This window comes from Microbacterium sp. NPDC078814 (assembly GCF_040702645.1).
Classification (GTDB): Bacteria; Actinomycetota; Actinomycetes; order Actinomycetales; family Microbacteriaceae; genus Microbacterium.
In genome coordinates, this window is the sequence record NZ_JBFBLT010000002.1 from 551924 (window position 1) to 575852 (window position 23929).

The window sequence follows — 23929 nt, forward strand, 5'->3', positions numbered from 1 at the left end:
ACCAACGAGCGGCGACCCCGGGCCGCGGAGGGGAACACATGAGCGCCGACGAGCACGCCATCCAGACCGTGGAGCGTCTTCTCGACGTCCTCGACCTCGACGCCACCCAGGCGCGGACCACCGAGGACATCTTCACGGGCTCGTCGCACCCGATGCCGAGCGGCCGCATCTACGGCGGACAGGTGCTCGCGCAGACCCTCGTGGCCGCGGAGCGCACGCTTCCGGAGGACCGCGCCGTCCACTCGATGCACGGCTACTTCCTCCGTCCCGGCGATGCGAGCCAGGGGATCACCATCGCCGTCGACCGGATCCACGACGGACGTTCGTTCTCCACCCGCCGCACCCAGGCGTACCAGAACGGCGTGCCGATCTTCTCGATGATCGCCTCGTTCCAGGATGCCGACCCCGGGGTGGAGCACGCCGAGCCCATGCCCGCCGGTGTGCCCGTCCCGGAAGACCTCGCCCCCGATGAGGACCGTGTGCCCGGACTCGCCGGAGGCGCGCGACGCATGCTGAGCGAGCGTGCGGCCGACATCCGCCACGTCGACTCCCCCCTCTATCTGCCGAACGATGACGAACGGGTCCCCCGGCAGGCGGTGTGGATGCGACTGCGCGCCCCGCTCCCCGACGACCAGCGGCTGCATCGTGCCGCGCTGGCCTACCTCAGCGACATGACGATCCAGGAGTCGATCCTGCGCGCTCACGGGGTCTCCTGGTCACTTCCCGGCCTGAAGGTCGCGAGCCTGGACCACGCGATGTGGTGGCACCGTCCGGCGCGCGTGGACGAGTGGCTCCTCTATGTGCAGGAGTCGCCGAGCGCCCGCGGCGGTCGCGGCCTGGCCACGGGGCGCGTGTACACCCGAGAGGGCACGCTCGTGGCGAGCGTCGCTCAGGAGATCATGATCCGGGTTCCCGAGGATCGCTGACGCTGCGCTCAGCGGTGTGCGTACTCGATGGAGGGACCGACGTACGGCTCCCACGCCTCGCGCATCTCCGCCGTCAGGCGTGTCGGCCGTCCCCTGCCCGCGTCGACGAGCACGATGATCGCGGTGGATCGCGCATAGAGCTCACGCGGCTCGGCCGCGGGGTCGTTGTGTACCTCGTAGCAGACCTCGACGCTGGACCCGCCGAGCTTCCCGAACCACATCTGCACCTCGAGCGGGCGCCGCTGGTACGGAACCGGAGCGAGGTACTCGATCTCCTGCCGCGCGATGAGCGTCAGGATCCCCTCCTCGATCCCGGAGTCGAGGACGGCGGTGGACGGCGCCTCCTCGCCGGGTCCCGCACGCCAGAACGCGCGGACGCGCGCCTCCTCGAGCAGCTTGAGCATCGAGGTGTTGTTGACGTGGTTGAACGCATCCAGATCGCCCCAACGGAGGTGGATCGGGATGTGCAGGCGGGAACCCGGCGAGTCGGTGCTCATGGCCGCCTCAGTCGCGGGTGAGCTTGCGGTGCGTCGACCGGTGGGGCTTCGCCGCATCCGGGCCGAGACGCTCGATCTTGTTCTGCTCGTAGGCCTCGAAGTTGCCCTCGAACCAGTACCACTGGTCGGGCTTCTCGTCCGTGCCCTCGTAGGCGAGGATGTGCGTCGCGATCCGGTCGAGGAACCACCGGTCGTGGGTGATGACCACCGCACAGCCGGGGAACTCGAGCAGCGCGTTCTCCAGGGAGCTCAGCGTCTCGACGTCGAGGTCGTTGGTCGGCTCGTCGAGGAGGAGCAGGTTGCCACCCTCCTTGAGGGTGAGCGCGAGGTTCAGACGGTTGCGCTCACCACCGGAGAGCACGCCGGCCTTCTTCTGCTGGTCCGGGCCCTTGAACCCGAACTTCGAAACGTAGGCACGGGACGGGATCTCGGTCTTGCCCACCGTGATGAAGTCCAGGCCGTCGGAGACGACCTCCCACAGGGTCTTGTTCGGGTCGATCGACGACCGCGACTGGTCGACGTAGCTGATCTTGACGGTCTCGCCGATCTTGAGGTCGCCGCCGTCCAGCGGCTCCAGCCCGACGATGGTCTTGAACAGGGTCGTCTTTCCGACGCCGTTCGGGCCGATGACGCCGACGATGCCGTTCGGCGGAAGGCTGAAGCTCAGGCCGTCGATGAGCGAGCGGCCGTCGAAGCCCTTCTTGAGGTTCTTGGCCTCGATGACGACGTTGCCGAGTCGAGGACCGGCGGGGATCTGGATCTCCTCGAAGTCCAGCTTCCTGGTGCGCTCCGCCTCGGCCGCCATCTCCTCGTACCGTGCCAGACGCGCCTTCGACTTCGTCTGACGGCCCTTCGCGCTGGAGCGGACCCAGTCGAGCTCGTCCTTCAGGCGCTTGGCGAGCTTGGCATCCTTCTTGCCCTGGATGTCGAGGCGCTCCGCCTTCTTCTCCAAGTACGTCGAGTAGTTGCCCTCGTAGCCGATGAGGCGTCCGCGGTCGACCTCGGCGATCCACTCGGCCACGTGGTCGAGGAAGTACCGGTCGTGGGTGATGGCGATCACGGCGCCCTTGTACGACTGGAGGTGCTGCTCGAGCCAGAGCACGCTCTCCGCGTCGAGGTGGTTGGTGGGCTCGTCGAGGAGCAGCAGGTCGGGCTTCTGCAGCAGCAGCTTGGCCAGCGCCACACGGCGCTTCTCACCACCGGAGAGCGGAGCGATGGCCGCGTCGCCGGGCGGGGTGCGGAGGGCGTCCATCGCCTGCTCGAGCTGGGAATCGAGGTCCCAGCCGTCCGCCGCGTCGATCTCCTCCTGCAGCGTCCCCATCTCCGCGAGGAGCGCGTCGAAGTCGGCGTCCGGATCGGCCATCAGCGCGGAGATCTCGTTGAACCGGTCGACCTTGGCCTTGATGGCGATGCCGTCCTGGATGTTCTCGAGGACCGTCTTCGACTCGTCGAGCTCCGGCTCCTGCATGAGGATGCCGACGGAGTACCCCGGCGAGAGCTTGGCCTCACCGTTGGACGGGGTGTCGAGCCCGGCCATGATCTTGAGGATCGTCGACTTTCCGGCGCCGTTGGGGCCGACCATGCCGATCTTCGCGCCCGGCAGGAACGCCATCGTGACGTCGTCCAGGATGAGCTTCTCACCCACCGCCTTGCGGGCACGAACCATGGAGTAGATGTACTCAGCCACCGAAAACCGCTCCTTCTGTTGGCGTCGAAGATCGACACTCCAGCCTACCGGCCGCGAGTGGGCTTATCTGTGTACGCGAGTCACCAGTCGATCGGCCGCGTCGCGCCCACCAGGCACCGCCCGCCGGCGAGCTGGGGCATGACCGTGGTCACGACGGCACCGGTGGAGGGACCGACCTGTCCGATCAGGCACTCCTCCTCGCCCCAGCGGACCGAGAACTGGATGCTCTCCGCCGGGTTCCCGACGGTGGACTGGTCCGGCGTGAGCTGCATGGCCTCCCGATCGAATCCCGCCGCGACGAGACCGTCGACGTACGCGCGCCCCTCCCCGCGTTGCTCCGTCCCCCAGACCTGCTCCGCCACTGCCGTGAACACAGGGAGGTTGTCCTCGGCGCTCCCGTCCGGCACCAGGGCAGGAGCGGCGGACGGCGTCGGATCAGCGGTGGCCGTCGCCGTGGGAGTCGGCGTCGCCGTGGGCTCCGGTGCGCATCCGGCGAGGACAGCTGCCGAGACACCGATGACGAGCACGAGCGCCGCAGCGCGGGACGGGAGGACCGATCGGAGCACGAGCAGAGTCTAGGCCGCCTCGGTCTTCACAGGCTGATCCCACGCGTCGCGCGCCTCGTCATCCACCGTCGAGAGATCAGCGCTCTCCCCCGCCTCCCCGGATGACGGCCGGGAGCTCGGCCGATATGCCGTGGTCCCCCACCGCAGATCGTGTCCGATGGTGTCCGCGTCGATGTCGACGCTCGTCCCCTGCTTGCCGTTGCTCTCCCACGGGCGCACCCGGAGTCGCCCGGAGACGATGACGCTGTCGCCCACTCGCAGCGATGCCCGCGCGTGCTCCGCAAGCCGTCGGAAGGCGGCGATCGAGAACCAGTTGGTCCCCGCATCCACCCAGGTCCCGCTCGCCGGGTCGAAGCGCCGGTGCGTGCTCGCCAGCCGGAAGTTCGTGACGGGCACTCCGGCGCTCGTCCGCCCGGGGGTGGGGTCCGTCGCGACTCTGCCCACGATGGTCACGGTGTCGATCATGTGTTCGTCCTCTCGGTGCCGGCTCGGCGGCCGGATGACCTCCAGCGTGCACCGCGCCGACGGGTGCGCGAGGGCGCGATCGCGCGTTCTGTGGAAGGTCGACAGCGGAGAGGATCCGTGCAGAAGAGGCCCGGTCACCGCCGGATATCGACACCCGGACGAATGTCGGTGGCCGGTCGTATGTTCGAACCATGGAAGGAGAGACCATGACCGCCACCACCACCTCGACCCCCGCTCCCGGAGTCCCGCTTGCAGCCCCGCCGCTCGCGTCCCGTCGAGAGCACCTCGTCCGTGCCGCCGATCACCTGTGGCGTGTCCAGGACAGCCGCGAGCATGTCCTCGGTCACCTCCGCGCGGTGGCCGATCCCCTCGGCGTCCGCTACCGCGCGGAGCGGCTCCATCTGGCGACGGGCGGCTTCCGGCTGATCGGCGAGTTCTGGCGCGCAGACGACGCGGTCGACGCGCTGCGGCACTGCTGAGACCCGTCGATCTGACGGGCGATCAGTGGCGCCCCCGGCAGGATTCGAACCTGCGACCAAGAGATTAGAAGGCTCCTGCTCTATCCCCTGAGCTACGGAGGCGGACGTCTCTACCGTACCGCGCCCCGCGGGTCGATGTCGGGGCCGTCGATAGGATGGCGACATGGTGACTGCTTCGGAGAACGACCGCCTCGTCTGGATCGACTGCGAGATGACGGGGCTCGATCTCGCCGTCGACGAGCTCGTCGAGATCGCGGTGGTGGTCACCGACTTCGAGCTCCGTCCGCTCGACCCCGGATTCCAGGTCGTCATCCGTCCGAGCACGGACGCGCTCGCGAACATGAACGACTTCGTCACCGCCATGCACGAGACCTCGGGGCTCATCGACGAGATCCCGCACGGAGTCACCCTCGAGGAGGCGGAGGAGCAGACGCTGGCGTACATCCGCCGCTTCGTCCCCCTCGAGCGCCGCGCCCCTCTCGCCGGCAACACGATCGGCACCGACCGGATGTTCCTCGCGAAGTACATGCCTCAGGTCGACCAGTGGCTCCACTACCGCAACGTCGATGTCTCCAGCATCAAGGAGCTCTCCCGCCGCTGGTACCCCCGCGTGTTCTTCCAGGCTCCGGCGAAGGACGGGGGCCACCGCGCGCTGGCCGACATCCTGGAGTCGATCCGCGAGCTCCGCTACTACCGGGAGGCCGTCTTCGTGGACGAGCCGGGCCCTTCCAGCGACGACGCCAAGGAGATCGCCGCGCGCACGGTGTCGGAGTTCGCCCCGAACATGTAATAGACTCGTGGGGTTGCCTGTTTCGACGGGCGCATGGTGGGTATAGCTCAGTTGGTAGAGCGCCTGGTTGTGGTCCAGGAGGTCGCGGGTTCAAGCCCCGTTACTCACCCCAGCTCGAAGAGGCTCGGACCGGTTCGGTCCGAGCCTCTTCGCCTCTCACGCGGGCCCTAGACTGTCTTGGTGTCACTGGCGGTCTGGTTCTCTCTTCTCACCGCATCCGTGGTGATCAGCTTCACGCCGGGGGCCGGCGCGATCAACACGATGTCCAACTCCCTCACGCAGGGCTGGAAGCGCTCGATCTGGGGAATCATCGGCCAGCAGATCGCGCTCATCGTGCATGTCGTGATCGTGGCTGCCGGCGTCGGGCTCCTCGTCTCGCGCTCGGACGTCCTGTTCAACCTCATCCGATACGCCGGCGCCGCCTACCTGGTGTACCTCGGCATCCGTTTGATCCTGACCCGCCCCGCTCCGGCGCTCGATGACGCGCCGGATCCGGTGGATGCCCGGGAGAGCCACTGGTCGATGATGCGCCGAGGCTTCTGGGTCAACCTGCTGAATCCCAAGGCGATCGTCTTCTTCCTCGCCTTCATCCCGCAGTTCATCCGGCTGGACCAGCCTCCGCTCCCCCAGTACCTGGCCCTCGTCGCGACCGTCGTGGTCGTCGACGTGCTCGTCATGTGGGGATTCTTCGCCACGGCCGCACGCCCCTTCCGGCGCCTCACCCGCTCTCCGCACGGCCAGCGGATCCTCAACACCGTGTTCGGAAGCCTCTTCATCGGCGTCGCGGCGCTGCTCGTCCTCCTGCACTGAGGAACCCGTCGTCGTCCCCGTAGGCTGGAGGGGATGGACATGGACGCCGCGGCCTTCGAGGCCCTCGTGATCGACGAACTCGACCAGCTGCCCGACGAGATGGTCGAGCAGCTCGAGAACGTCGTCTTCGTGGTGGAGGATCGTCCCGAGGACGGCAGCCTCGATCTGCTCGGCCTGTACGACGGCCTCGCGTTGCCGGAGCGCACGCAGTACGGGATGGGTGAGCTGCCCGATCGCATCATCGTCTACCGGGAACCGCACCTCGCGCAGTGTGAGGACATCGACGAACTCCGCGACGAGATCCACACCACCCTCGTCCACGAGATCGCGCACTTCCATGGCATCGACGACGCCCACCTGCACGAGCTCGGATGGGCCTGACCGTGTCGACTGCTCTTCCCGAGATCGATGAAGCCACCGATCTCTCCGCTGCGCCCCTGGAGCCCTGGGAGGTCGTCGTGTGGAACGATCCGGTGAATCTGATGAGCTACGTCGTCCGCGTCTTCCGCACCTACTTCGGCTACACCCGCGAGCATGCCACCCGCCTCATGCTCGCCGTCCACCACGACGGACACGCGATCGTCGCCACCGGACCCCGCGAGACCATGGAGGTGCACGCACAGGCGATGCACGACTACGGGCTCTGGGCCACCGTCAGGAAGGCCGCATGAACACCCCACCGATCACCGTCTCGGTCGCCACGATCGAGGGCATGCACCTGGCCCGGCTCGTCGATGACTTCATGGACCTGCTCCGGGATTCCGAAGGCGACGACCCGGGCGTGGCCCGGTTGACGCCGACCGCCTATCCGGACGACGACGACGCCGCGGCGGCGTTCGCCTCGGCCACCCGCGCGGACCTCCTGGACCGACGGCTGCACGACGCGCGGGTCATGCGCACGGCGCTGCAGGTGTTCGACCCCGACGCCGAGGTGACCGATGAGGGCGCCCGCGTTCCCCGCGACGTCGTCGTACGCCGTGAGGACGTGGACGCGTGGCTCCGCACCCTCACCGCCATCCGGCTCGTCATCGCCACGCGGCTCGGCATCACCGACGACGAACCCGACGTCGGCGGTGACGGCCAGGCCGTCTACGACTGGCTGGGATACCGTCTCGAGCTGCTCATCGAAGCCGTGGACGAGAGCGACGCCCACTTCCTCCGCTGAGCGGAATCACGGGACCTCGATCACGCGGGTGGCGAGTTCCCTCGGACGGTCTCGCTCGAGGTGACGGCGCTCCTGCGCCGCCCACCGGTCCCAGTGCGGGCGGTAGGTGTCGCCATCCCGCGCCAGCGCACGGGCCTTCCGCGATGACTCGCCGGACTCCACCCAGATCCGGATGTCGGCCAGGCGTGCCGTCGAGGGTCGCAGGATCCCGCTGCCCTCGACGATGACGCCGAGGGCCGGATCGACGGCGTGGGTCTCCGCCTCCTCGCCGTGCTCCCAGTCCCAGCGACGCCACGCCCCGAGAAGCCCGCGTCCGTGGGGACGGAGGATGCCCTCGAGCGCGCGCTCCGCCCCGTCGTCGAGGCCGTCCCAGCCGGGATAGAGGGAGTCCAACGCGATGACCTGCACGCGTCCGGTGACCGGCCAGGCTCGCGCCACGCGCGCGGCCAGAGAGGTCTTGCCTGCGCCGCTCCCCCCGTCGATCAGCACGACGGGGTTGGAGGCCGCGAGTGCGCGGACGTCTTCCGCGATCAGCGTCGCCGCGTGCGAGAGCGCCGCTGCGACCGCATCGTCACTTCTTGAGGGCACGGATGATGCGCGTGAGGGCCCGACCGGCGACCCAGACGAAGGGCACGGCCACGACGAGGAGCGTCACGATGTTCGGCTCGAAGCGCAGGCCCTCCTCGCGCCGGACGTAGACGCCCACCGGCACCGAGACGCCGCCACCTCCGCCGCCTTCTCCGCCGTCCCCGCTGGCTCCGCCGAAGCCCGCGTAGGTGAACGTCACCGGAGTGACGGTGACGCCATCGATCTCCTGCGGTTCTCCGTACGCGCTCTTCACGCCGAAGGACGCGACCTGATTCCCGAGTTCCAGTGCAATGTTCGGCATGTTCCCACGGTAGCCGACGGCGGCCTGCGGCGCGCGGTCAATCGACGCCGTGGTCCTTCGGATGCCGCGCGGCGCCCCGTCCTTCACCGCGTCCGATGTGGCGCGCCCTGCTGATCGTCGCCGAACCGAACCGCGCCATGGCCTCGTCGACGGCCCCTTCGACCTTGCGCCAGTCCTCGTCCTCGTCCCACAGCGCCAGCGCGCCACCTCCCGCCGGCCGGAGGTTCTCCGCCCGGACGCCCACGAGGCGGACCGGATCACTGCGCTCGATGAGCGCGAACAGGCTCTGGGCCGCCTCGCCGATGCGCTGGCCGACCGCGGTCGGCTCCGGCAACGTCTGGGAGCGGGTGACGGTCCGGAAGTCGTCGAAGCGGATCTTGATCGCGACCGTGGAGGTCTCCCACCCGGCCCGGCGCAGGCGCGCGCCCACGCGATCGGCCAGCCGCAGCAGCTCCGCGCGGAGGAAGGCACGATCCGCGACGTCGTGGTCGAAGGTCTCCTCGTGTCCGATGCTCTTCTCCACGCGCTCCGTGTCGACCGCACGCGCGTCCTCCCCCCGCGCCAGCTGCGCGAGCCTCGCGCTCAGCGCCGGCCCCACGGCGCGGTCCAGCATCTCGGGCGATGCGGTGCGGAGGTCGCCGATCGTGCGGAGGCCGCGGGCCTCCAGGGCCTCCGCCGCCTTCGGCCCCACGCCCCACAGCGCTCGCACGGGGCGCGGCGCGAGGAAGGCGAGAGTGTCGTGTTCCGCGACCACGAGCATCCCGTCCGGCTTGGCCATCGTCGACGCCATCTTCGCCACATGCTTGGTCGCGGCCACGCCCACGCTGCACGTGATGCCGACCTCGGCGAGGACGCGCTCACGAATCTGGGCCGCGATCCGGGCGGGGCTCCCCCAGAGCCGGCGCACACCCTGTACGTCGAGGAACGCCTCGTCCACCGACAGCGGCTCCACGAGCGGCGTGAACGACTCGAAGATCGCCATCACCTGCCGCGAGACCTCTTGGTACCGGTGGAAGTGCGGCGGGACGATCCGTGCCGTCGGGCACAGCCGCACGGCCTGCGACACGGGCATCGCGGAGCGCACGCCGTAGCGCCGTGCCTCGTAGGAGGCGCTGGAGACCACGGAGCGGCCATCCGGAGCCCCGATGATCAGCGGCAGTCCGCGGAGACTCGGGTCGTCCAGCACTTCGACGGCCGCATAGAACGCGTCCATGTCGACGTGGAGGATGCGCGTACCGGAGTCGTCGGCATCGGCCGAGGACACCATGCGGCCTCTGCCATCACCGTGTCCCATGAATCCATTGTCCCCTGGGCCTCCGACATGGAGGCCCAGGGGCGAGAATCACTGCGCGGCGCGCTCGAGGATGAGTTCGCGGACGCGGGCGGCGTCGGCCTGGCCCTTCATGGCCTTCATGACCGCACCGATGATGGCACCCGCGGCCTGGACCTTGCCGTCCTGGATCTTGGCCATCACATCGGGCTGTGCGGCGAGAGCCTCGTCGATCGCCGCGATGAGCGCACCGTCGTCCGAGACCACGGCGAGACCGCGTGCGTCGACGACCTCCTGCGGCGTGCCCTCACCGGCGATCACGCCCTCCAGCACCTGGCGTGCGAGCTTGTCGGTCAGCGTCCCGGCGTCGACGAGCTGCTGCAGCGCCGCGACGTTCTCCGGGCTGACGAGGTCGACCGCGTCCTTCTCCTGCGCATTGGCGAGGCGGGTGATCTCCCCCGTCCACCACTTCCGTGCCGCGGCCGGCGTGGCCCCGGCGGCGATCGTGGCCTCGACGACATCGAGCAGACCGCCGTTGCGCACGTCCTGGAACTCCAGCGGGGTGAAGCCCCACTCGTTCATGAGTCGGCGCCGACGGGCGACGGGCTGCTCGGGCAGGGCGGCGCGCAGCTCCTCGATCAGCTCGCGCGGCGGCTGCACCGGAAGCAGATCCGGCTCGGGGAAATACCGGTAGTCGTCGGCGTCCGACTTCGGACGTCCGGGAGAGGTGGTCCCGGTGTCCTCGTGCCAGTGCCGGGTCTCCTGGATGATGGTGCCGCCGTCGGCGAGGATCTGCGCCTGACGCTGGATCTCGTACCGCACCGCGCGCTCCACGGATCGCATGGAGTTGACGTTCTTCGTCTCCGTGCGCGTGCCGAGCTTCTCCTCACCCCGACGACGGAGCGAGACGTTGGCGTCGCACCGCAGGTTGCCGCGCTCCAGCCGAGCCTCGGAGATGCCGAGTCCGCGGACTATGTCGCGGATCGCGGCGACGTACGCCTTGGCGACCTCGGGAGCCCGGTGATCGGTGCCGAAGATCGTCTTCGTCACGATCTCGACGAGCGGGACGCCGGCGCGGTTGTAGTCGACGAGCGAGTACTCGGCGCCCTGGATCCGGCCGGTCGAGCCGCCCATGTGCGTGAGCTTGCCGGCGTCCTCCTCCATGTGCGCGCGCTCGATCGGGATCGTCACCATGGTGCCGTCCTCGAGCTCCACCTCGACCGACCCCTCGAAGGCGATCGGCTCGTCGTACTGGGAGATCTGGTAGTTCTTGCCCAGGTCCGGGTAGAAGTAGTTCTTCCGGGCGAACCGGCTGGACTCCGCGATCGAGCAGCCGAGCGCGAGGCCGAGGCTGATCGACGAGCGGATGGCCGTCTCGTTAACGACCGGCAGCGCACCGGGCAGTCCCAGGTCGACCGGGGCGATCAGCGTGTTCGGCTCCGCCGCGTGGTACGCCTCGTTCGCGGGGTTGGGAGCGTCGGAGAACATCTTCGTGTTCGTGTTGAGCTCGACGTGCACCTCGAAACCGAGGACGGGCTCGAACAGCTCGAGCGCCTTGTCGAAGTCCATGAGCGTGGCGGCGGCCATCAGCGCGCGCCTCCTTCCAGCTGGGGGGCACGGGACAGCAGCGGCGCGCCCCAGGAATCCACGAGCAGCGTCTCGAGGGCGGCACCCACCCGGTAGAGGCGGGCGTCCTCCCGCGCCGGCGCGAGGAACTGGATGCCGACGGGCAGCCCGTCGTCGTCCGAGAGACCGCTGGGGATCGAGATGCCGGGGACGCCGGCGAGGTTCGCCGGGATCGTCGTGATGTCGTTCAGGTACATCTGCAGCGGGTCGTCGATCTTCTCGCCGAGCTTGAAGGCCGTGGTCGGGGCCGACGGCGTGGCGATGACGTCGACATCGGCGAAGGCCGCGGCGAAGTCCTGCTGGATCAGCGTGCGGACCTTCTGCGCGCTGCCGTAGTACGCGTCGTAGTATCCCGCCGACAGCGCGTAGGTGCCGAGGATGATGCGGCGCTTGACCTCGTCGCCGAAACCGGCGTCGCGCGTGGCGGACATCACGTCCTCCACCGTGGGGTTGCCCGCCGGGGTGACCCGGAGACCGAAGCGGACCGAGTCGAACTTGGCCAGGTTGCTCGAGGCCTCGGCCGGGAGGATCAGGTAGTAGGCGGCGACGCCGTACTCGAAGTGCGGTGCACCGATCTCGACGATCTCCGCACCCTGCGCTTCCAGCAGGGCCAGGGCGCTGCGGAAGGAGGCCGCAACCCCCGGCTGGAAGCCGCTGTCGGGAAGCTCGCGGATGACGCCGACACGGAGGCCCTTGAGGCCGTCCCCGCGCGCACCCTCGCGTGCGGCCGCCGCGAAGGACGGCCACTGCTCGTCGAGCGACGTGGAGTCCTTCGGGTCGTGCCCGCCGATCGCGTCGTGCAGCAGACCGGCATCGAGCACCGTGCGGGTGACCGGGCCGACCTGGTCGAGGCTCGACGCCAGTGCGATCGCGCCGTAGCGGCTGACGCCGCCGTAGGTCGGCTTCACGCCGACCGTGCCGGTCACGTGCGCCGGCTGACGGATCGATCCGCCGGTGTCGGAGCCGAGGGCGAGCGGGGCCTCGAAGGCGGCGACGGCCGCGGCGGAGCCTCCACCCGAGCCGCCGGGGATCCGGTCGAGGTCCCAGGGGTTGCGGGTCGGGCCGTAGGCGGAGTGCTCCGTCGAGGAGCCCATCGCGAACTCGTCCATGTTCGTCTTGCCGAGTGGGATGAGTCCGGCGGCACGGGAGCGGGCCACGACCGTCGCGTCGTACGGCGAGCGGTACCCCTCGAGAATCCGCGAGCCGCTCGTGGTCGGCTGATCCGTCGTGACGAGCACGTCCTTGATCGCGAGCGGGACACCGGCGATCGGCCCGAGGTCCTCCCCCGCGGCGCGGCGGGCGTCGATCTCGGCCGCCGCGTCGAGCGCGTGCTCGTTGACGTGCAGGAACGCATGGACATCGCCGTCGACCTGGGCGATGCGGTCGAGGTGCGCCTGCGTGGCCTCGACGCTGGAAACCTCCCGCGTCGCGAGCTTGTCGGCGAGCTCCGCCGCGGTCAGCCGGATGATGTCGCTCACTGCTCTTCTCCCAGGATCGCGGTGACGCGGAACCGGCCGTCGGCCTGATCCGGGGCGTTCTGCAGCACCTGCTCGTGCGTGAGCGTCTCGCCGACCACGTCGGGGCGGAACACGTTGCTCAGCGGGATCGGGTGGCTCGTCGCGGCGACATCGGCGGTCGCGACCTCGGACACCTTGGCGATGTTGTCGACGATGGCGTCGAGCTGGCCCGTGAGCCGCGTCACCTCGTCGTCGTTCAGCTGGATGCGCGCGAGCACGCCGAGATGGCGCACAAGATCAGGGGTGATTTCAGACACGCCCCCAGTCTAGTTGGCGAGCCGCCCGCCGCTCGGCGCGGCGCGGCCCGCCTAAGCTGGGCGCGTGAGCACGTTCCAGCCCCCTCGCCCGTGGATCGCCAGCTACGCCGACGGCGTTCCGGAGGACCTCGCCCCCGTCAGCGGCTCCCTCGTGGACATCGTCGCCGCGTCGGCGCGGGACTATCCCGATGCCCCCGCCCTACAGTTCTTCGGCAGGGAGACGACCTACGCGCAGCTGCAGGAGGCGATCCATCGCGCCGCGGCGGGGCTCCGTGATCTCGGCGTCCGTGCGGGCGATCCCGTCGCGATCGTCCTGCCGAACTGCCCGCAGCACATCGTCGCGTTCTATGCCGTGCTGCGTCTCGGTGCGGTCGTGGTCGAGCACAACCCGCTCTACACCCCTCGCGAGCTGCGCAAGCAGTTCGAGGACCACGGCGCCAAGCACGCGATCGTCTGGAACAAGGTCGTCGCGACGGTGCAGGAGTTCCCGAGTGACCTCGCCGTCTCGACTCTCATCTCGGTCGACGTGACGCGAGCGATGCCGGCCCTCACCCGCTTCGCCCTCCGGCTGCCGGTCGCGAAGGCGAGAGAGTCGAGGGCGGCGCTGACCGAGCGCGTCCGCGGCACCGTGCTGTGGGAGTCGGTGGTGGCCAGCACCCCGATCCCCGCCTCACATCCTCAGCCCGACACCGACGACCTGGCGATCATCCAGTACACGTCCGGCACGACCGGCACACCGAAGGGCGCCGCCCTCACTCACCGCAACCTGCTCGCCAATGCCGCCCAGTCCCGAGCCTGGGTGCCGTCGATCCAGCGCGGCAAGGGCTGCGTCGTGTACGCCGTGCTGCCGATGTTCCATGCGTACGGGCTGACACTCTGCCTCACCTTCGCGATGTCGATGGGCGCGCGTCTGGTGCTGTTCCCGAAGTTCGACCCGGACCTCGTGCTCGACGTCGTCAAGAAGCATCCGGCGACGTTCCTCCCGCTCGTCCCGCCCATCGCCGACCGGCTTCTCGCCACCGCGAACGCCAAGGGTGTGTCCCTCGACGGCATCGAGGTCGCGATCTCCGGGGCCATGGCCCTGCCGCACGAGCTCGTCGTGCCGTTCGAGGCCGCAACGCACGGCTACCTCGTCGAGGGCTACGGGCTGAGCGAGTGCTCGCCCGTCCTCATGGCGAACCCGGTCGCCGACAACCGGGTTCCCGGCACCGTAGGACTCCCTCTCCCGGGCACGGAGTGCCGCGTCGTCGATCCGGAGAATCCCACCGAGGATGTTCCGGAGGGCTCCGCCGGGGAGCTCATCGTGCGGGGTCCTCAGGTCTTCTCCGGGTACTACGGCAAGCCCGAGGAGACCGAGGCCGTGTTCGTCGACGGCTGGTACCGGACCGGCGACATCGTCACGATCGATGACGCCGGCTTCGTCCGCATCGTCGACCGCATCAAGGAGCTCATCATCACCGGCGGCTTCAACGTCGCCCCGACCGAGGTGGAGAACGCGCTGCGCCAGCATCCGTCGGTGGCGGACGCCGCGGTCGTCGGACTGCCCAGCGACCACTCGGGCGAGGAGGTCGTCGCGGCGATCGTCGTCGACCCCGGAGCCGATGTGGACGTGGAGGCGATCCGTGAGTACGCGCGGAGCATCCTCACCCCGTACAAGGTGCCGCGCCGCGTCTTCGTCGTCGACGAGCTGCCGAAGTCGCTGATCGGGAAGGTGCTCCGCCGGCAGGTGAAGGAGAAGCTGCTCGCCCTCACGTCGGGGGTCTGAGCCGGCCCCACAGGAAGAGGGGGGCCGGGCGCGCTACCCTTGGGAAGTGACCCCTGAAGAAGTGACCCCCGCCGACGCCCCCGACGAGTCCCCTGCCACCCCCGGATTCGAGGACCTCGGCATCACCGGGCCGGTCCTCAAGGCCATCAAGGATCTCGGCTACGAGACCCCGTCGCCCATCCAGGCCGCGACCATCCCCACCCTCCTCGCCGGCCGCGATGTCGTCGGCATGGCGCAGACCGGAACCGGCAAGACCGCCGCCTTCGCCCTGCCCGTGCTGGAGCGGCTCGACGTCGCGCAGAAGACGCCGCAGGCCCTCGTCCTCGCCCCGACCCGTGAGCTCGCGCTGCAGGTCTGCGAGGCGTTCGAGTCCTACGCCTCCCGCATGAAGGGCGTGCACGTGCTGCCCGTCTACGGCGGTCAGGGATACGGTGTGCAGCTGTCCGCCCTCCGCCGCGGCGTGCACGTCGTGGTCGGCACCCCCGGCCGCATCATGGACCACCTGGCCAAGGGCACCCTCGACCTCTCCGAGCTCCAGTACCTCGTGCTGGACGAGGCGGACGAGATGCTGAAGATGGGCTTCGCGGAGGACGTCGAGCAGATCCTCGCTCAGACCCCCGAGGAGAAGCAGGTCGCCCTGTTCTCCGCCACGATGCCCGCGCAGATCCGCCGCCTCGCGCAGCAGTACCTCCGCGACCCGGAGGAGATCACGGTCAAGTCCAAGACCGCGACCAACACGAACATCACCCAGCGCTACCTCGTCGTCTCGTATGCGCAGAAGGTGGACGCGCTGACCCGCATCCTCGAAGTGGAGAACTTCGACGGGATGATCGTCTTCGTCCGCACGAAGAACGAGACCGAGACCCTGGCCGAGAAGCTCCGCGCCCGCGGGTACTCCGCCGCCGCGATCAACGGTGACGTGCCGCAGGTGCAGCGCGAGCGCAGCGTCAATCAGCTCAAGGACGGGAAGCTCGACATCCTCGTCGCGACGGACGTCGCCGCCCGCGGACTCGACGTCGAGCGCATCAGTCACGTCGTCAACTTCGACATCCCCACCGACACCGAGTCGTACGTGCACCGCATCGGACGGACCGGGCGGGCCGGGCGGACGGGCGACGCGATCAGCTTCATCACCCCGCGCGAGCGCTACCTGCTCAAGCACATCGAGAAGGCGACCCGGCAGCAGCCTACGCAGATGCAGCTGCCGAGCACCGAGGACGTGAACACGACGCGGCTCGCCCGCTTCGACGACGCCATCACGACCGCACTGTCGGAGACGTCGCGCATCGACGCGTTCCGCGACATCATCGCCCACTACGTCCGGCATCATGACGTGCCGGAGGGCGACGTCGCGGCCGCTCTCGCCGTGGTCGCCCAGGGCTCCACGCCGCTGCTCCTCGACCCCGCAGACGACGCCCTGTCGCAGGCGGTCGCCGCCGACAACCGCCCGCAGCGCGAGCGGCAGACGCGGGAGCCCCGGGAACCCCGGGAGCGTCGCAGCCGGGGCGACTACACCCCGTACCGCATCGAGGTGGGTCGGCGGCACCGCGTCGAGCCGCGGCAGATCGTGGGCGCGCTCGCGAACGAGGGCGGTCTGGGCCGCGACGACTTCGGCGCGATCAACATCCGTCCCGACTTCTCGATCGTCGAGCTCCCGGCGAACCTCGACCCCGCCGTCCTCGACAAGCTCCGCGATACGCGCATCTCCGGACGGCTGATCGAGATCGCTCCTGACCGCGGTCCCGGCGCACGGCGGGGCTCGTCCTCGCGCGACGGCGACGGCCGCGGCCGGCCGGCCCGCTACGACCGGAACGACCGCCGCGACCGTGACGAGCGCCCGCCGCACCGCGACCGCGAGGAGAAGCCTTTCCGGAAGCCCCGCCACAAGGCCTGAGCGGACCGACGATGCGCATCGACCGCGCCGGCAGGGAGGATCTCGCCGCGCTCGCCCAGCTCAAGTGGGAGGACGTGCCCGCGGACCTGACGGCCGGTCGATCGCTCGACGCCTTCACCGCCGAGCTGGGCGACTGGTGGCGGGCCCACGACCGCACCCACGTGGCCTTCGTCGCGCGGCGCGATGACGACGACCGCATCGTCGGCGCAGCGTGGGTCGCCCTCGTGCCCCGCGTGCCGCGGCCGGGCGCTCCGCACCGCCTCTCCGCGGACATCCAGAGCGTCTTCGTCCTTCCCGAACATCGCGGGCGAGGAGCGGGCCGCGGTCTCGTCGCCGCGGCTTGCGCCCACGCCGTCTCCGTCGGCGCCGAACGGATCACCGTGCATTCGAGCGAGGCAGCCGTCGGGCTCTATCAGGAGCTGGGGTTCGCGGACTCCCCACGGCTGCGGCAGTTCCTCGCTCCCACCACGGCGGCGCCGGAGAACGCCTGATCCTCAGTCCAGCGCCGCGGGCCCCTCGTTGACCAGGACGTGGAACTGCGCGGCGTCCAGGATGCGGACGCCGAGCTCCTCCGCCTTCGCGAGCTTGGAGCCGGCTCCCGGCCCCGCGGCCACGAAGTCCGTCTTCTTGGACACGCTCGAGGCCGCCTTTCCGCCGGCCTTGATGATCGCCTCCTGCGCCCCCTCGCGGGTGTACCCGTCGAGGGATCCCGTCGCCACCACGGTGAGTCCCTCCAGCACTCCCCCGGCCGCGACCGCCGCTCCCGGGCCGGGGTGACCCGGCGTCGCCCACTGCACGCCCGCATCAGTCCACTGGCGGACGATCTCCTGGTGCCAGTCGACGTCGAACCACGCGAGCAAGGAGTCCGCGATGATGCCGCCCACGCCCTCGACCGCGGCGAGCTCTTCCCGCGATGACTCCCGGATCGCGTCGAGCGACCCGAACCACTGCGCGAGCGCCCGCGCAGCGACCGGTCCGACGTGACGGATGTTGAGCGCGACGAGGAGCCGCCAGAGGTCTTTGGTCTTCGCCTTCTCCAGCTCCGCGAGCAGGGTCAGCGCCTGGGAAGACGGCTGCGGACCCTCCAGACCCGACTTCTTCTCGGCCGCGGTCGGGTTGCGTCGGAACGGCGCGCGGGTCTTCACGAGGCCGTCCTCGTCCTCGCGCGGCAGACCCGTCTCCGCATCGCGCACGACGACCTCGATCGGCACGAGCTGCTCCAGGGTCAGGGCGAACAGGCCCGCCTCCGTCACCAGGGGAGGCTCCGCCGGACTCGTGGGCTGGGTCAGCGCCGCCGCCGTCACCTCGCCCAGGGCCTCGACATCGAGGGCTCCCCGCGAGCCGATGTGCTCGACGCGTCCGCGCACCTGGGCGGGGCACGACCGGGCGTTCGGGCACCGGAGGTCGATGTCCCCCTCCTTCATGGCGCGCAACGGCGTGCCGCACTCGGGGCAGTCGGCGGGCATGACGAACTCCCGCTCGGTCCCGTCCCGCTTCTCGACCACCGGGCCGAGCACCTCGGGGATCACGTCGCCCGCCTTGCGCAGCACCACGGTGTCGCCGATGAGAACGCCCTTGGCCTTCACCACGTCCTTGTTGTGGAGCGTGGCCTGACGGACCACGGATCCGGCGACGTGAGCCGGCGCCATCACCGCGAAGGGCGTCGCGCGACCGGTGCGACCGACGGAGACGACGATGTCGAGCAGCTTCGTCTGCACCTCCTCCGGCGGGTACTTGTAGGCGATCGCCCAGCGGGGTGCCCGGCTCGTCGCTCCCAGCTCGTCATGCAGGTCGAGCTCGTCGACCTTGACCACGATGCCGTCGAGCTCGTGCTCGATGTCGTGCCGATGCTCGCCGTAGTGCTCGACGAAGGCGACGACGTCGTCGATGCTGCGGCACACCTTCGTGTGCGGACTCGTCGGCAGCCCCCAGGCGGCCAGCAGCTCGTAGACCTGGCTCTGGGCCGCGACCGGCGGGTTCGTCCAGGCACCGATGCCGTGCACGTACAGCGCGAGCGACTCGATGCGCAGCAGACCCGCTTCCAGCTCCAGGCCGTCCTTCTTGTCGATCTGCTGACGCAGGCCGCCACTGGCCGCGTTGCGGGGATTCGCGAAGGCCGGGAAACGCCGTGCCGCCGCGGTCCGCGCCTTCTCCTCGTCGAACGGCTTCTTCGCGCCGCCCCTGGCCTCCCAGCGCGCGAGGGCGTCCGCGTACGCGCGGTCTCGGAACGCCGCCTGCGCTGCGTTCAGCCGCTCGAACGCGGCGACGGGGATGAAGACCTCTCCGCGCACCTCGACGATCGGCGGATGCCCCTCCCCGGCGAGCCGTTGCGGGATCTCGGGGAGTCGGAGCGCGTTCTCGGTGACGATCTCGCCGACGCGCCCGTCGCCACGGGTCGCCGCCGACGTCAGCACGCCGTCCTCGTACCGCAGGTTGATCGCGAGGCCGTCGATCTTGAGCTCGGTCAACCAGTCGACGTCACGCCCGGCGGCGGCGCGCGTCTTCTGCGCCCACTCGCGCAGCTCCTCGATCGAGAAGACGTTGTCGAGGCTGAGCATGCGCTCGGCGTGCTCGATGGTCGCGAGCCCCGTCGCCTCGGCCGCGCCGACCATCTGCGTGGGCGAGTCCTGTCCCTGCAGCTCGGGGTGCAGGCGCTCGAGCTCTTCCAGGCGCCGCATCCAGCCGTCGTACGTGGCATCGTCGACGAGCGACGTGTCACGCCCGTAGTACGCGTCCTTCGCCTCGAGGATGCGGGTCGTGAGCTCCTCCGCCTCGCGGCGGGCGTCTTCCAGTGAGATGTTCTCCGGCACTCCGTCAGTCTAGGAGCGGCGACCGACATCCGCCCGGATCAGACGCCGACGGGGACCGCGGAGACGGTCGCATCGATCGTGAACTGCCCGAGCACGCGCGTGCCGATGTAGAGCACGGCGGTCTGCCCCGGGGCGACGCCGTCCAGGGGCGTGTCCGGGACGACGCGGACGCCCTCGGCCGTCACCGTGGCCGTGGCGGGCACCGGCTCGGCATGCGCGCGGATCTGGACGTCGCACGCGAACGACGACGAGGTCGGCGCGGCGCCGGCCCAGCTGAACCGCTCCCCCGCGATCTCGGCGATGGCCAGGGCCTCCTTCGGGCCGACGACCACCGTGTTGGACACGGGGCGCACCTCGAGCACGAAGCGCGGCTTGCCGTCCGCCGCCGGGACGCCGAGCTTGAGTCCGCGCCGCTGACCGACCGTGAACGCATGAGCACCCTCGTGCGCACCGACGACGGCACCGGAGCGGTCGACGATCTCACCGGTGGCCGTGCCGACCTTCTCGGCGAGCCAGCCCCGGGTGTCCCCATCCGGGATGAAGCAGATGTCGTGGCTGTCCGGCTTCTGGGCGACGCTGAGACCGCGCTGTTCCGCCTCCGCCCGCACGAGCGCCTTCGACGGCGTGGTGCCCAGGGGGAAATAGGTGTGGGCGAGCTGGTCGGCCGTGAGGACGCCGAGCACGTAGGACTGGTCCTTCGCGTTGTCCGAGGCGCGGTGCAGCTCGAGTCCCGCCGGGCCGTCGACGAGGGTCGCGTAGTGCCCGGTGCACACGGCGTCGAAACCGAGCTCAAGGGCGCGCTCCAGCAGGGCGGCGAACTTGATCTTCTCGTTGCACCGCATGCACGGGTTCGGCGTCCGACCCGCACGGTACTCGGCGACGAAGTCGTCGATCACGTCGTCGCGGAACCGCTCCGAGAAGTCCCACACATAGAAGGGGATGCCGAGGAGGTCGGCGGCGCGACGCGCGTCGAGGGCGTCCTCGATCGTGCAGCAGCCGCGGCTGCCGGTGCGCAGGGTCCCGCCGGCGCGGGAGAGCGCGAGGTGCACGCCGACCACATCGTGCCCCGCCTCGACGGCCCGGGCGGCCGCGACGGCGGAGTCCACACCACCGCTCATGGCCGCAAGGATTCGCATGGGTCCAGTCTACGAGCGCTCGGCTGCACGGGCCCCGGATGCCCGTGCGTAGGCTTCTCCGATCACCGCCAGCACCGCATCCACATCGGCGTCGGTGGACGTGCGCCCGAGGGAGAATCGCAGCACGCTCCGGGCGTCCGCCTCACTGCGCCCCATCGCCATCACGACGTGCGAGGGCTCGGCGACCCCCGCCTGACACGCGGAGCCCGTGGAGGCCGAGACGCCGGCCACGTCCAGCAGGAACAGCAGGCTCTCTCCCACCGCACCGGGGAAGAGCAGATGGGCGGTACCCGGAAGACGGTGGTCGGGATCGCCCAGGAGCTCGGCCGCCGGCACCCGCGCACGGATGCCCTCGACCAGGCGGTCGCGCAGACCGCCCACCCGGACGCTCTCGGCGGACCGCTCCCGTTCGGCGAGTTCGAGCGCCGTCGCCAGCGCCGCCGCTCCCGGCACGTCCTGCGTGCCCGCACGCAGACCCCGCTGCTGGCCCCCGCCCCGCAGGAGCGGGGTCAGCCGGGCGGACCGGGCCACCACCAGCGCGCCGACGCCGACCGGCGCGCCGACCTTGTGTCCGGCGACGCTGAGCGCCACGAGACCCACGCCGTCGTCCGCGCGGCCGCGGAGGTCCCGGAAGGACAGCGGCAGATGCCCGAGAGCGGCGACGGCGTCGAGGTGCAGGGGTACACCGGCGTCGGCCGTGGCCGCCGCCAGCGCGGGCGCACCGTTGATCGTCCCGGTCTCGTTGTTCGCGACGAGCGCGGTCGCGAACGCGGCCCCCGGCAGGGCCGCGGCGAAGCGATCCTCGTCGATGCGCGCGTGGGCCGACACGGGCACGGCCCGCACCTCGGCACCGTCGGCCACCAGGGCTGCGACCGTGTCCATCGTCGCGTGATGCTCGCCGTCCGGCACCACGACAGCGGTCGTCTCCGGACGACGCGAGTGCCACAGTCCCTGGAGGGCGAGGTTGATGGATTCCGTCCCACCGGAGGTCAGCACCACCTCGATGGGATCGGACCCGAGGACCGCGGCGATCCGCTCCCGTGACTCCTCCAGCACCCGGCGCGCGTCCTGCCCCGCTCCATGCGTCGACGACGCGTTGCCGACGATGACCGACGCCTCCAGCCACGCGTCCCTGGCCTCCGGGCGCAACGGGGTCGTCGCCGCGTGGTCGAGATAGTGCCGCATGCTTCGATTCTCCCCGATCCGCGCCCCGAGCGGTCCGTCTGCGCGTGAGACCGGGTGCGTCCTGTCATGAGACTGAAATGCAACACGTTTAGGGTGTATCCATGTCTTCGTCCCCCGACTCCGTCGTGCCCGGTGGGGCGATCCTCGACAACCTCGGCGTCCGGCTGCACGACGGCGTCGGCACGCTGCGGGTCTGGTCGCAGAACGCCTCCGCCGTCGAGCTCGTCGTCTTCGACGCGACGGACCTCGACTGGGTCGTCGACCAGGCTCCGCTCGAACGGCGGCCCGGAGGCGTCTGGGAGATCACGACGCCGTTGCTGCAGCCCGGAGTCCGCTACGCGCTCCGCGTCGAGGGTCCGCACGGGCCCGGCAACACGTTCAACCCGGAGACGCTGCTCCTCGACCCGTATGCGCGAGGCCTCGCCCAGGGACACGGCTACCAGGAATGGCGAGCCGTGGTCATCGAGGACGGCTTCGACTGGGGCGGCTCCACGAAGCCGCGGATCCCCGCCGACCGGACGCTGATCTACGAGGGCCACCTGAAGGGACTGACCAAGCGGCACCCCGACATCCCGCCCGCGCTGCACGGCACCTACGCGGGCCTCGCGCATCCGGCCATGATCGCGTACCTCCGCACGCTCGGGGTGACGTCGGTGGAGCTGCTCCCCGTCCACGCCTTCGTCCCGGAGCCGCGGCTGCTGGAGCGGGGGCTGACGAACTACTGGGGCTACAACACCCTGAACTTCTTCACGCCCCACGCCGCCTACGCGACGGAAGACGCCAGGAAACGGGGCCCCGAGGCGATCATCGCCGAGTTCAAGGGCATGGTGCGTCTGCTGCACGAGGCCGGCCTCGAGGTGATCCTCGACGTCGTGTACAACCACACGTCGGAGGAGGGCATCGGCGGGCCGCGCTCCAGTCTCCGCGGTATCGACAACGCGCGGTACTACCGACAGGACGACGCGGGCGTCTACATCGACACCACGGGATGCGGCAACACGCTCAACACGGCCACCGACGCGGGCGCACGACTGGTGCTGGACTCGCTCCGGTACTGGGCCGAGGAGATGCAGATCGACGGCTTCCGCTTCGACCTGGCGACGGCGATCGCGCGCGACGGCGCTCACGCCTACACTCCGGATCATCCGCTGCTGCAGGCGATCGCCGCCGACCCCGTCCTCGCGGACACCAAGCTCATCGCGGAGCCCTGGGACGTCGGACTGGGCGGCTGGCAGACGGGCAACTTCCCTGCGGGGTGGCACGAGTGGAACGACCGGTACCGAGACCGCGTGCGCAACTTCTGGCTGAGCGACATCGACTACGCACGACGGGCCTCGGCGCCGGTCGGCATCGGCGGCTTCGCCACCCGGCTCGCCGGATCGTCCAACACCTTCAGCGAGGACCGCGGACCCCTCGCGAGCATCAACTTCGTCACGGCGCACGACGGGTTCACGCTGCACGACCTCGTGTCGTACGACGTCAAGCACAACGAGGCCAATGGCGAGCACAACCGCGACGGCGCCGACCTGAACCGCTCGTTCAACCACGGCGTCGAGGGACCGACGGACGATCCCGCGATCCTCACCGCCCGGCGTAAGGCCATGCGCAACCTGCTCGGCACCCTCCTCCTCTCGGCCGGCATCCCGATGCTCACCGCCGGGGACGAGGTGGGGCGGTCCCAGCGCGGCAACAACAACGCCTACGCGCAGGACTCGCCGCTGTCCTGGCTGTCCTGGGAGTTCGAGCCCTGGCAGGACGACCTCCGGGCCCACGTCGCGCGCCTCGCCCGGTTGCGCGAGGAGAATCCGGCGCTGCGGCCGAGTCGGTATGCCCGCCTCGGCGAGCACATCCCGAACGCCTCGGTCATGGACTGGTACGACCAGGACGGCGCGACCATGGAACCGGGGCAGTGGACCGATCCCGGCAATCGCACGCTGCAGTACGTCGCCGCCTCCACACCGGACAAGGAACCCGCCAACCGCATCCTCCTGATCGTGCACGGGACGGAGGCGCCGATCGACGTGCGGCTCCCGGAGGAGATCGAGGGTGCCAGCCGATTCGTCTCCCTCTGGTCGAGCGCCGACGAGCGCCCGTCGGAGGCCGAGGAGACGTACGCTCCGGGTGACGTGCTGCCGATCCCCGGCACATCCATGCGCCTGTTCCGGGTGGAGTGATAGCACGGTTCGGCGCCGGGG

The 23929-nt window shown here is 70.1% G+C and carries 24 protein-coding genes and 2 tRNA genes; 12 read left to right on the forward strand and 14 right to left on the reverse strand.

All coding sequences use genetic code 11. From position 1 onward, the window contains the following. The first annotated feature begins 38 nt into the window (after positions 1–38). Positions 39–926, forward strand: coding sequence for an acyl-CoA thioesterase II (locus tag AB0300_RS05960; RefSeq protein WP_025103393.1), 888 nt, complete (start codon positions 39–41; stop codon positions 924–926). 8 nt (positions 927–934) lie between these two features. Here the strand turns inward: AB0300_RS05960 and AB0300_RS05965 are convergent, their stop codons facing one another. The 4 genes from AB0300_RS05965 to AB0300_RS05980 form a co-directional block, all read right to left on the reverse strand. After that, the gene (locus tag AB0300_RS05965; protein WP_366215637.1) at positions 935–1423 is read right to left on the reverse strand and encodes a thioesterase family protein; all 489 of its coding nucleotides are present in this window, start codon (positions 1421–1423) and stop codon (positions 935–937) included. A 7-nt stretch (positions 1424–1430) separates the two neighbouring features. Continuing rightward, entirely contained in the window at positions 1431–3110 is a 1680-nt protein-coding gene (ettA, locus tag AB0300_RS05970; RefSeq protein WP_025103391.1) for an energy-dependent translational throttle protein EttA, read from the reverse strand. An 80-nt stretch (positions 3111–3190) separates the two neighbouring features. After that, complete coding sequence (locus AB0300_RS05975; RefSeq protein WP_366215638.1) at positions 3191–3676, reverse strand: hypothetical protein; 486 nt, start codon at positions 3674–3676, stop codon at positions 3191–3193. Between the two features lie 9 nt (positions 3677–3685). Next, positions 3686–4141, reverse strand: coding sequence for a single-stranded DNA-binding protein (locus AB0300_RS05980; RefSeq protein WP_366215639.1), 456 nt, complete (start codon positions 4139–4141; stop codon positions 3686–3688). A 206-nt stretch (positions 4142–4347) separates the two neighbouring features. Here AB0300_RS05980 and AB0300_RS05985 point away from each other — a divergent pair, with 206 nt between their 5' ends. After that, positions 4348–4620: a hypothetical protein gene (locus tag AB0300_RS05985; protein WP_025103388.1), complete on the forward strand. Its 273-nt coding sequence runs from the start codon at positions 4348–4350 to the stop codon at positions 4618–4620. A gap of 26 nt (positions 4621–4646) precedes the next feature. Here AB0300_RS05985 and AB0300_RS05990 read toward each other — a convergent pair. Beyond that, positions 4647–4722: transfer RNA gene (locus tag AB0300_RS05990), tRNA-Arg, on the reverse strand. A 61-nt stretch (positions 4723–4783) separates the two neighbouring features. On the opposite strand from AB0300_RS05990, the gene orn reads away from it, so the two are divergent. The 6 genes from orn (at position 4784) to AB0300_RS06020 (ending at position 7385) form a co-directional block, all read left to right on the forward strand. Continuing rightward, positions 4784–5410 carry an oligoribonuclease gene (gene orn, locus AB0300_RS05995; protein WP_338566008.1) on the forward strand — a complete coding sequence of 209 codons (627 nt, stop codon included), beginning with the start codon at positions 4784–4786 and terminating at the stop codon, positions 5408–5410. Between the two features lie 36 nt (positions 5411–5446). Continuing rightward, positions 5447–5522: transfer RNA gene (locus AB0300_RS06000), tRNA-His, on the forward strand. Between the two features lie 68 nt (positions 5523–5590). Further along, positions 5591–6220 carry a LysE family transporter gene (locus AB0300_RS06005; RefSeq protein ID WP_085607447.1) on the forward strand — a complete coding sequence of 210 codons (630 nt, stop codon included), beginning with the start codon at positions 5591–5593 and terminating at the stop codon, positions 6218–6220. Between the two features lie 33 nt (positions 6221–6253). After that, positions 6254–6601: a metallopeptidase family protein gene (locus tag AB0300_RS06010; protein WP_025103385.1), complete on the forward strand. Its 348-nt coding sequence runs from the start codon at positions 6254–6256 to the stop codon at positions 6599–6601. After that, positions 6592–6891 (forward strand): ATP-dependent Clp protease adapter ClpS, encoded by a 300-nt coding sequence (gene clpS / locus AB0300_RS06015; protein WP_025103384.1) that lies wholly within the window; start codon positions 6592–6594, stop codon positions 6889–6891. The genes AB0300_RS06010 and clpS overlap by 10 nt, the downstream gene beginning before the upstream one ends. Continuing rightward, a complete protein-coding gene (locus tag AB0300_RS06020) occupies positions 6888–7385 on the forward strand; it encodes a DUF2017 family protein (RefSeq protein ID WP_085607445.1) in 498 nt (165 codons plus the stop codon). The genes clpS and AB0300_RS06020 overlap by 4 nt, the downstream gene beginning before the upstream one ends. A gap of 6 nt (positions 7386–7391) precedes the next feature. On the opposite strand, the gene AB0300_RS06025 is transcribed toward AB0300_RS06020, so the two are convergent. The 6 genes from AB0300_RS06025 to gatC are packed head-to-tail and all read right to left on the reverse strand — an operon-like array spanning position 7392 to position 12944. Then, positions 7392–7973 (reverse strand): aminobenzoate synthetase, encoded by a 582-nt coding sequence (locus tag AB0300_RS06025; RefSeq protein ID WP_062634657.1) that lies wholly within the window; start codon positions 7971–7973, stop codon positions 7392–7394. Beyond that, entirely contained in the window at positions 7957–8274 is a 318-nt protein-coding gene (locus AB0300_RS06030; protein ID WP_366215640.1) for a hypothetical protein, read from the reverse strand. Before AB0300_RS06030 ends, AB0300_RS06025 begins: the two co-directional genes overlap by 17 nt. Positions 8275–8311: 37 nt before the next feature. Further along, positions 8312–9568: a DNA polymerase IV gene (locus AB0300_RS06035; RefSeq protein WP_126893247.1), complete on the reverse strand. Its 1257-nt coding sequence runs from the start codon at positions 9566–9568 to the stop codon at positions 8312–8314. Positions 9569–9616: 48 nt separating this feature from the next. After that, complete coding sequence (gene gatB, locus AB0300_RS06040) at positions 9617–11131, reverse strand: Asp-tRNA(Asn)/Glu-tRNA(Gln) amidotransferase subunit GatB (RefSeq protein WP_366215641.1); 1515 nt, start codon at positions 11129–11131, stop codon at positions 9617–9619. Beyond that, positions 11131–12648, reverse strand: coding sequence for an Asp-tRNA(Asn)/Glu-tRNA(Gln) amidotransferase subunit GatA (gatA, locus tag AB0300_RS06045; protein WP_025103378.1), 1518 nt, complete (start codon positions 12646–12648; stop codon positions 11131–11133). The genes gatB and gatA overlap by 1 nt, the downstream gene beginning before the upstream one ends. Beyond that, the gene (gene gatC / locus AB0300_RS06050) at positions 12645–12944 is read right to left on the reverse strand and encodes an Asp-tRNA(Asn)/Glu-tRNA(Gln) amidotransferase subunit GatC (RefSeq protein ID WP_025103377.1); all 300 of its coding nucleotides are present in this window, start codon (positions 12942–12944) and stop codon (positions 12645–12647) included. Before gatC ends, gatA begins: the two co-directional genes overlap by 4 nt. A 64-nt stretch (positions 12945–13008) precedes the next feature. Between gatC and AB0300_RS06055 the strand changes: the two genes are divergently transcribed. The 3 genes from AB0300_RS06055 to AB0300_RS06065 all read left to right on the forward strand — a co-directional run bounded on the left by AB0300_RS06055 (position 13009) and on the right by AB0300_RS06065 (position 17094). After that, positions 13009–14709 carry a long-chain-fatty-acid--CoA ligase gene (locus AB0300_RS06055; protein WP_366215642.1) on the forward strand — a complete coding sequence of 567 codons (1701 nt, stop codon included), beginning with the start codon at positions 13009–13011 and terminating at the stop codon, positions 14707–14709. A 61-nt stretch (positions 14710–14770) separates the two neighbouring features. Continuing rightward, on the forward strand, positions 14771–16603 hold the full coding sequence (locus AB0300_RS06060; RefSeq protein WP_303709177.1) for a DEAD/DEAH box helicase: 1833 nt from the start codon (positions 14771–14773) through the stop codon (positions 16601–16603). Positions 16604–16614: 11 nt separating this feature from the next. Beyond that, the gene (locus AB0300_RS06065) at positions 16615–17094 is read left to right on the forward strand and encodes a GNAT family N-acetyltransferase (RefSeq protein WP_126893252.1); all 480 of its coding nucleotides are present in this window, start codon (positions 16615–16617) and stop codon (positions 17092–17094) included. A 3-nt stretch (positions 17095–17097) separates the two neighbouring features. Here AB0300_RS06065 and ligA read toward each other — a convergent pair whose 3' ends face one another. The 3 genes from ligA to AB0300_RS06080 are packed head-to-tail and all read right to left on the reverse strand — an operon-like array spanning position 17098 to position 21734. Beyond that, complete coding sequence (ligA, locus tag AB0300_RS06070) at positions 17098–19413, reverse strand: NAD-dependent DNA ligase LigA (RefSeq protein ID WP_249521918.1); 2316 nt, start codon at positions 19411–19413, stop codon at positions 17098–17100. 38 nt (positions 19414–19451) lie between these two features. Continuing rightward, a complete protein-coding gene (gene mnmA, locus AB0300_RS06075) occupies positions 19452–20549 on the reverse strand; it encodes a tRNA 2-thiouridine(34) synthase MnmA (protein ID WP_366215643.1) in 1098 nt (365 codons plus the stop codon). A 9-nt stretch (positions 20550–20558) separates the two neighbouring features. Next, entirely contained in the window at positions 20559–21734 is a 1176-nt protein-coding gene (locus AB0300_RS06080; RefSeq protein ID WP_366215644.1) for a cysteine desulfurase family protein, read from the reverse strand. 101 nt (positions 21735–21835) lie between these two features. Here AB0300_RS06080 and glgX point away from each other — a divergent pair, with 101 nt between their 5' ends. Further along, entirely contained in the window at positions 21836–23908 is a 2073-nt protein-coding gene (gene glgX / locus AB0300_RS06085) for a glycogen debranching protein GlgX (RefSeq protein WP_366215645.1), read from the forward strand. The last annotated feature ends 21 nt before the right edge of the window (positions 23909–23929 follow it).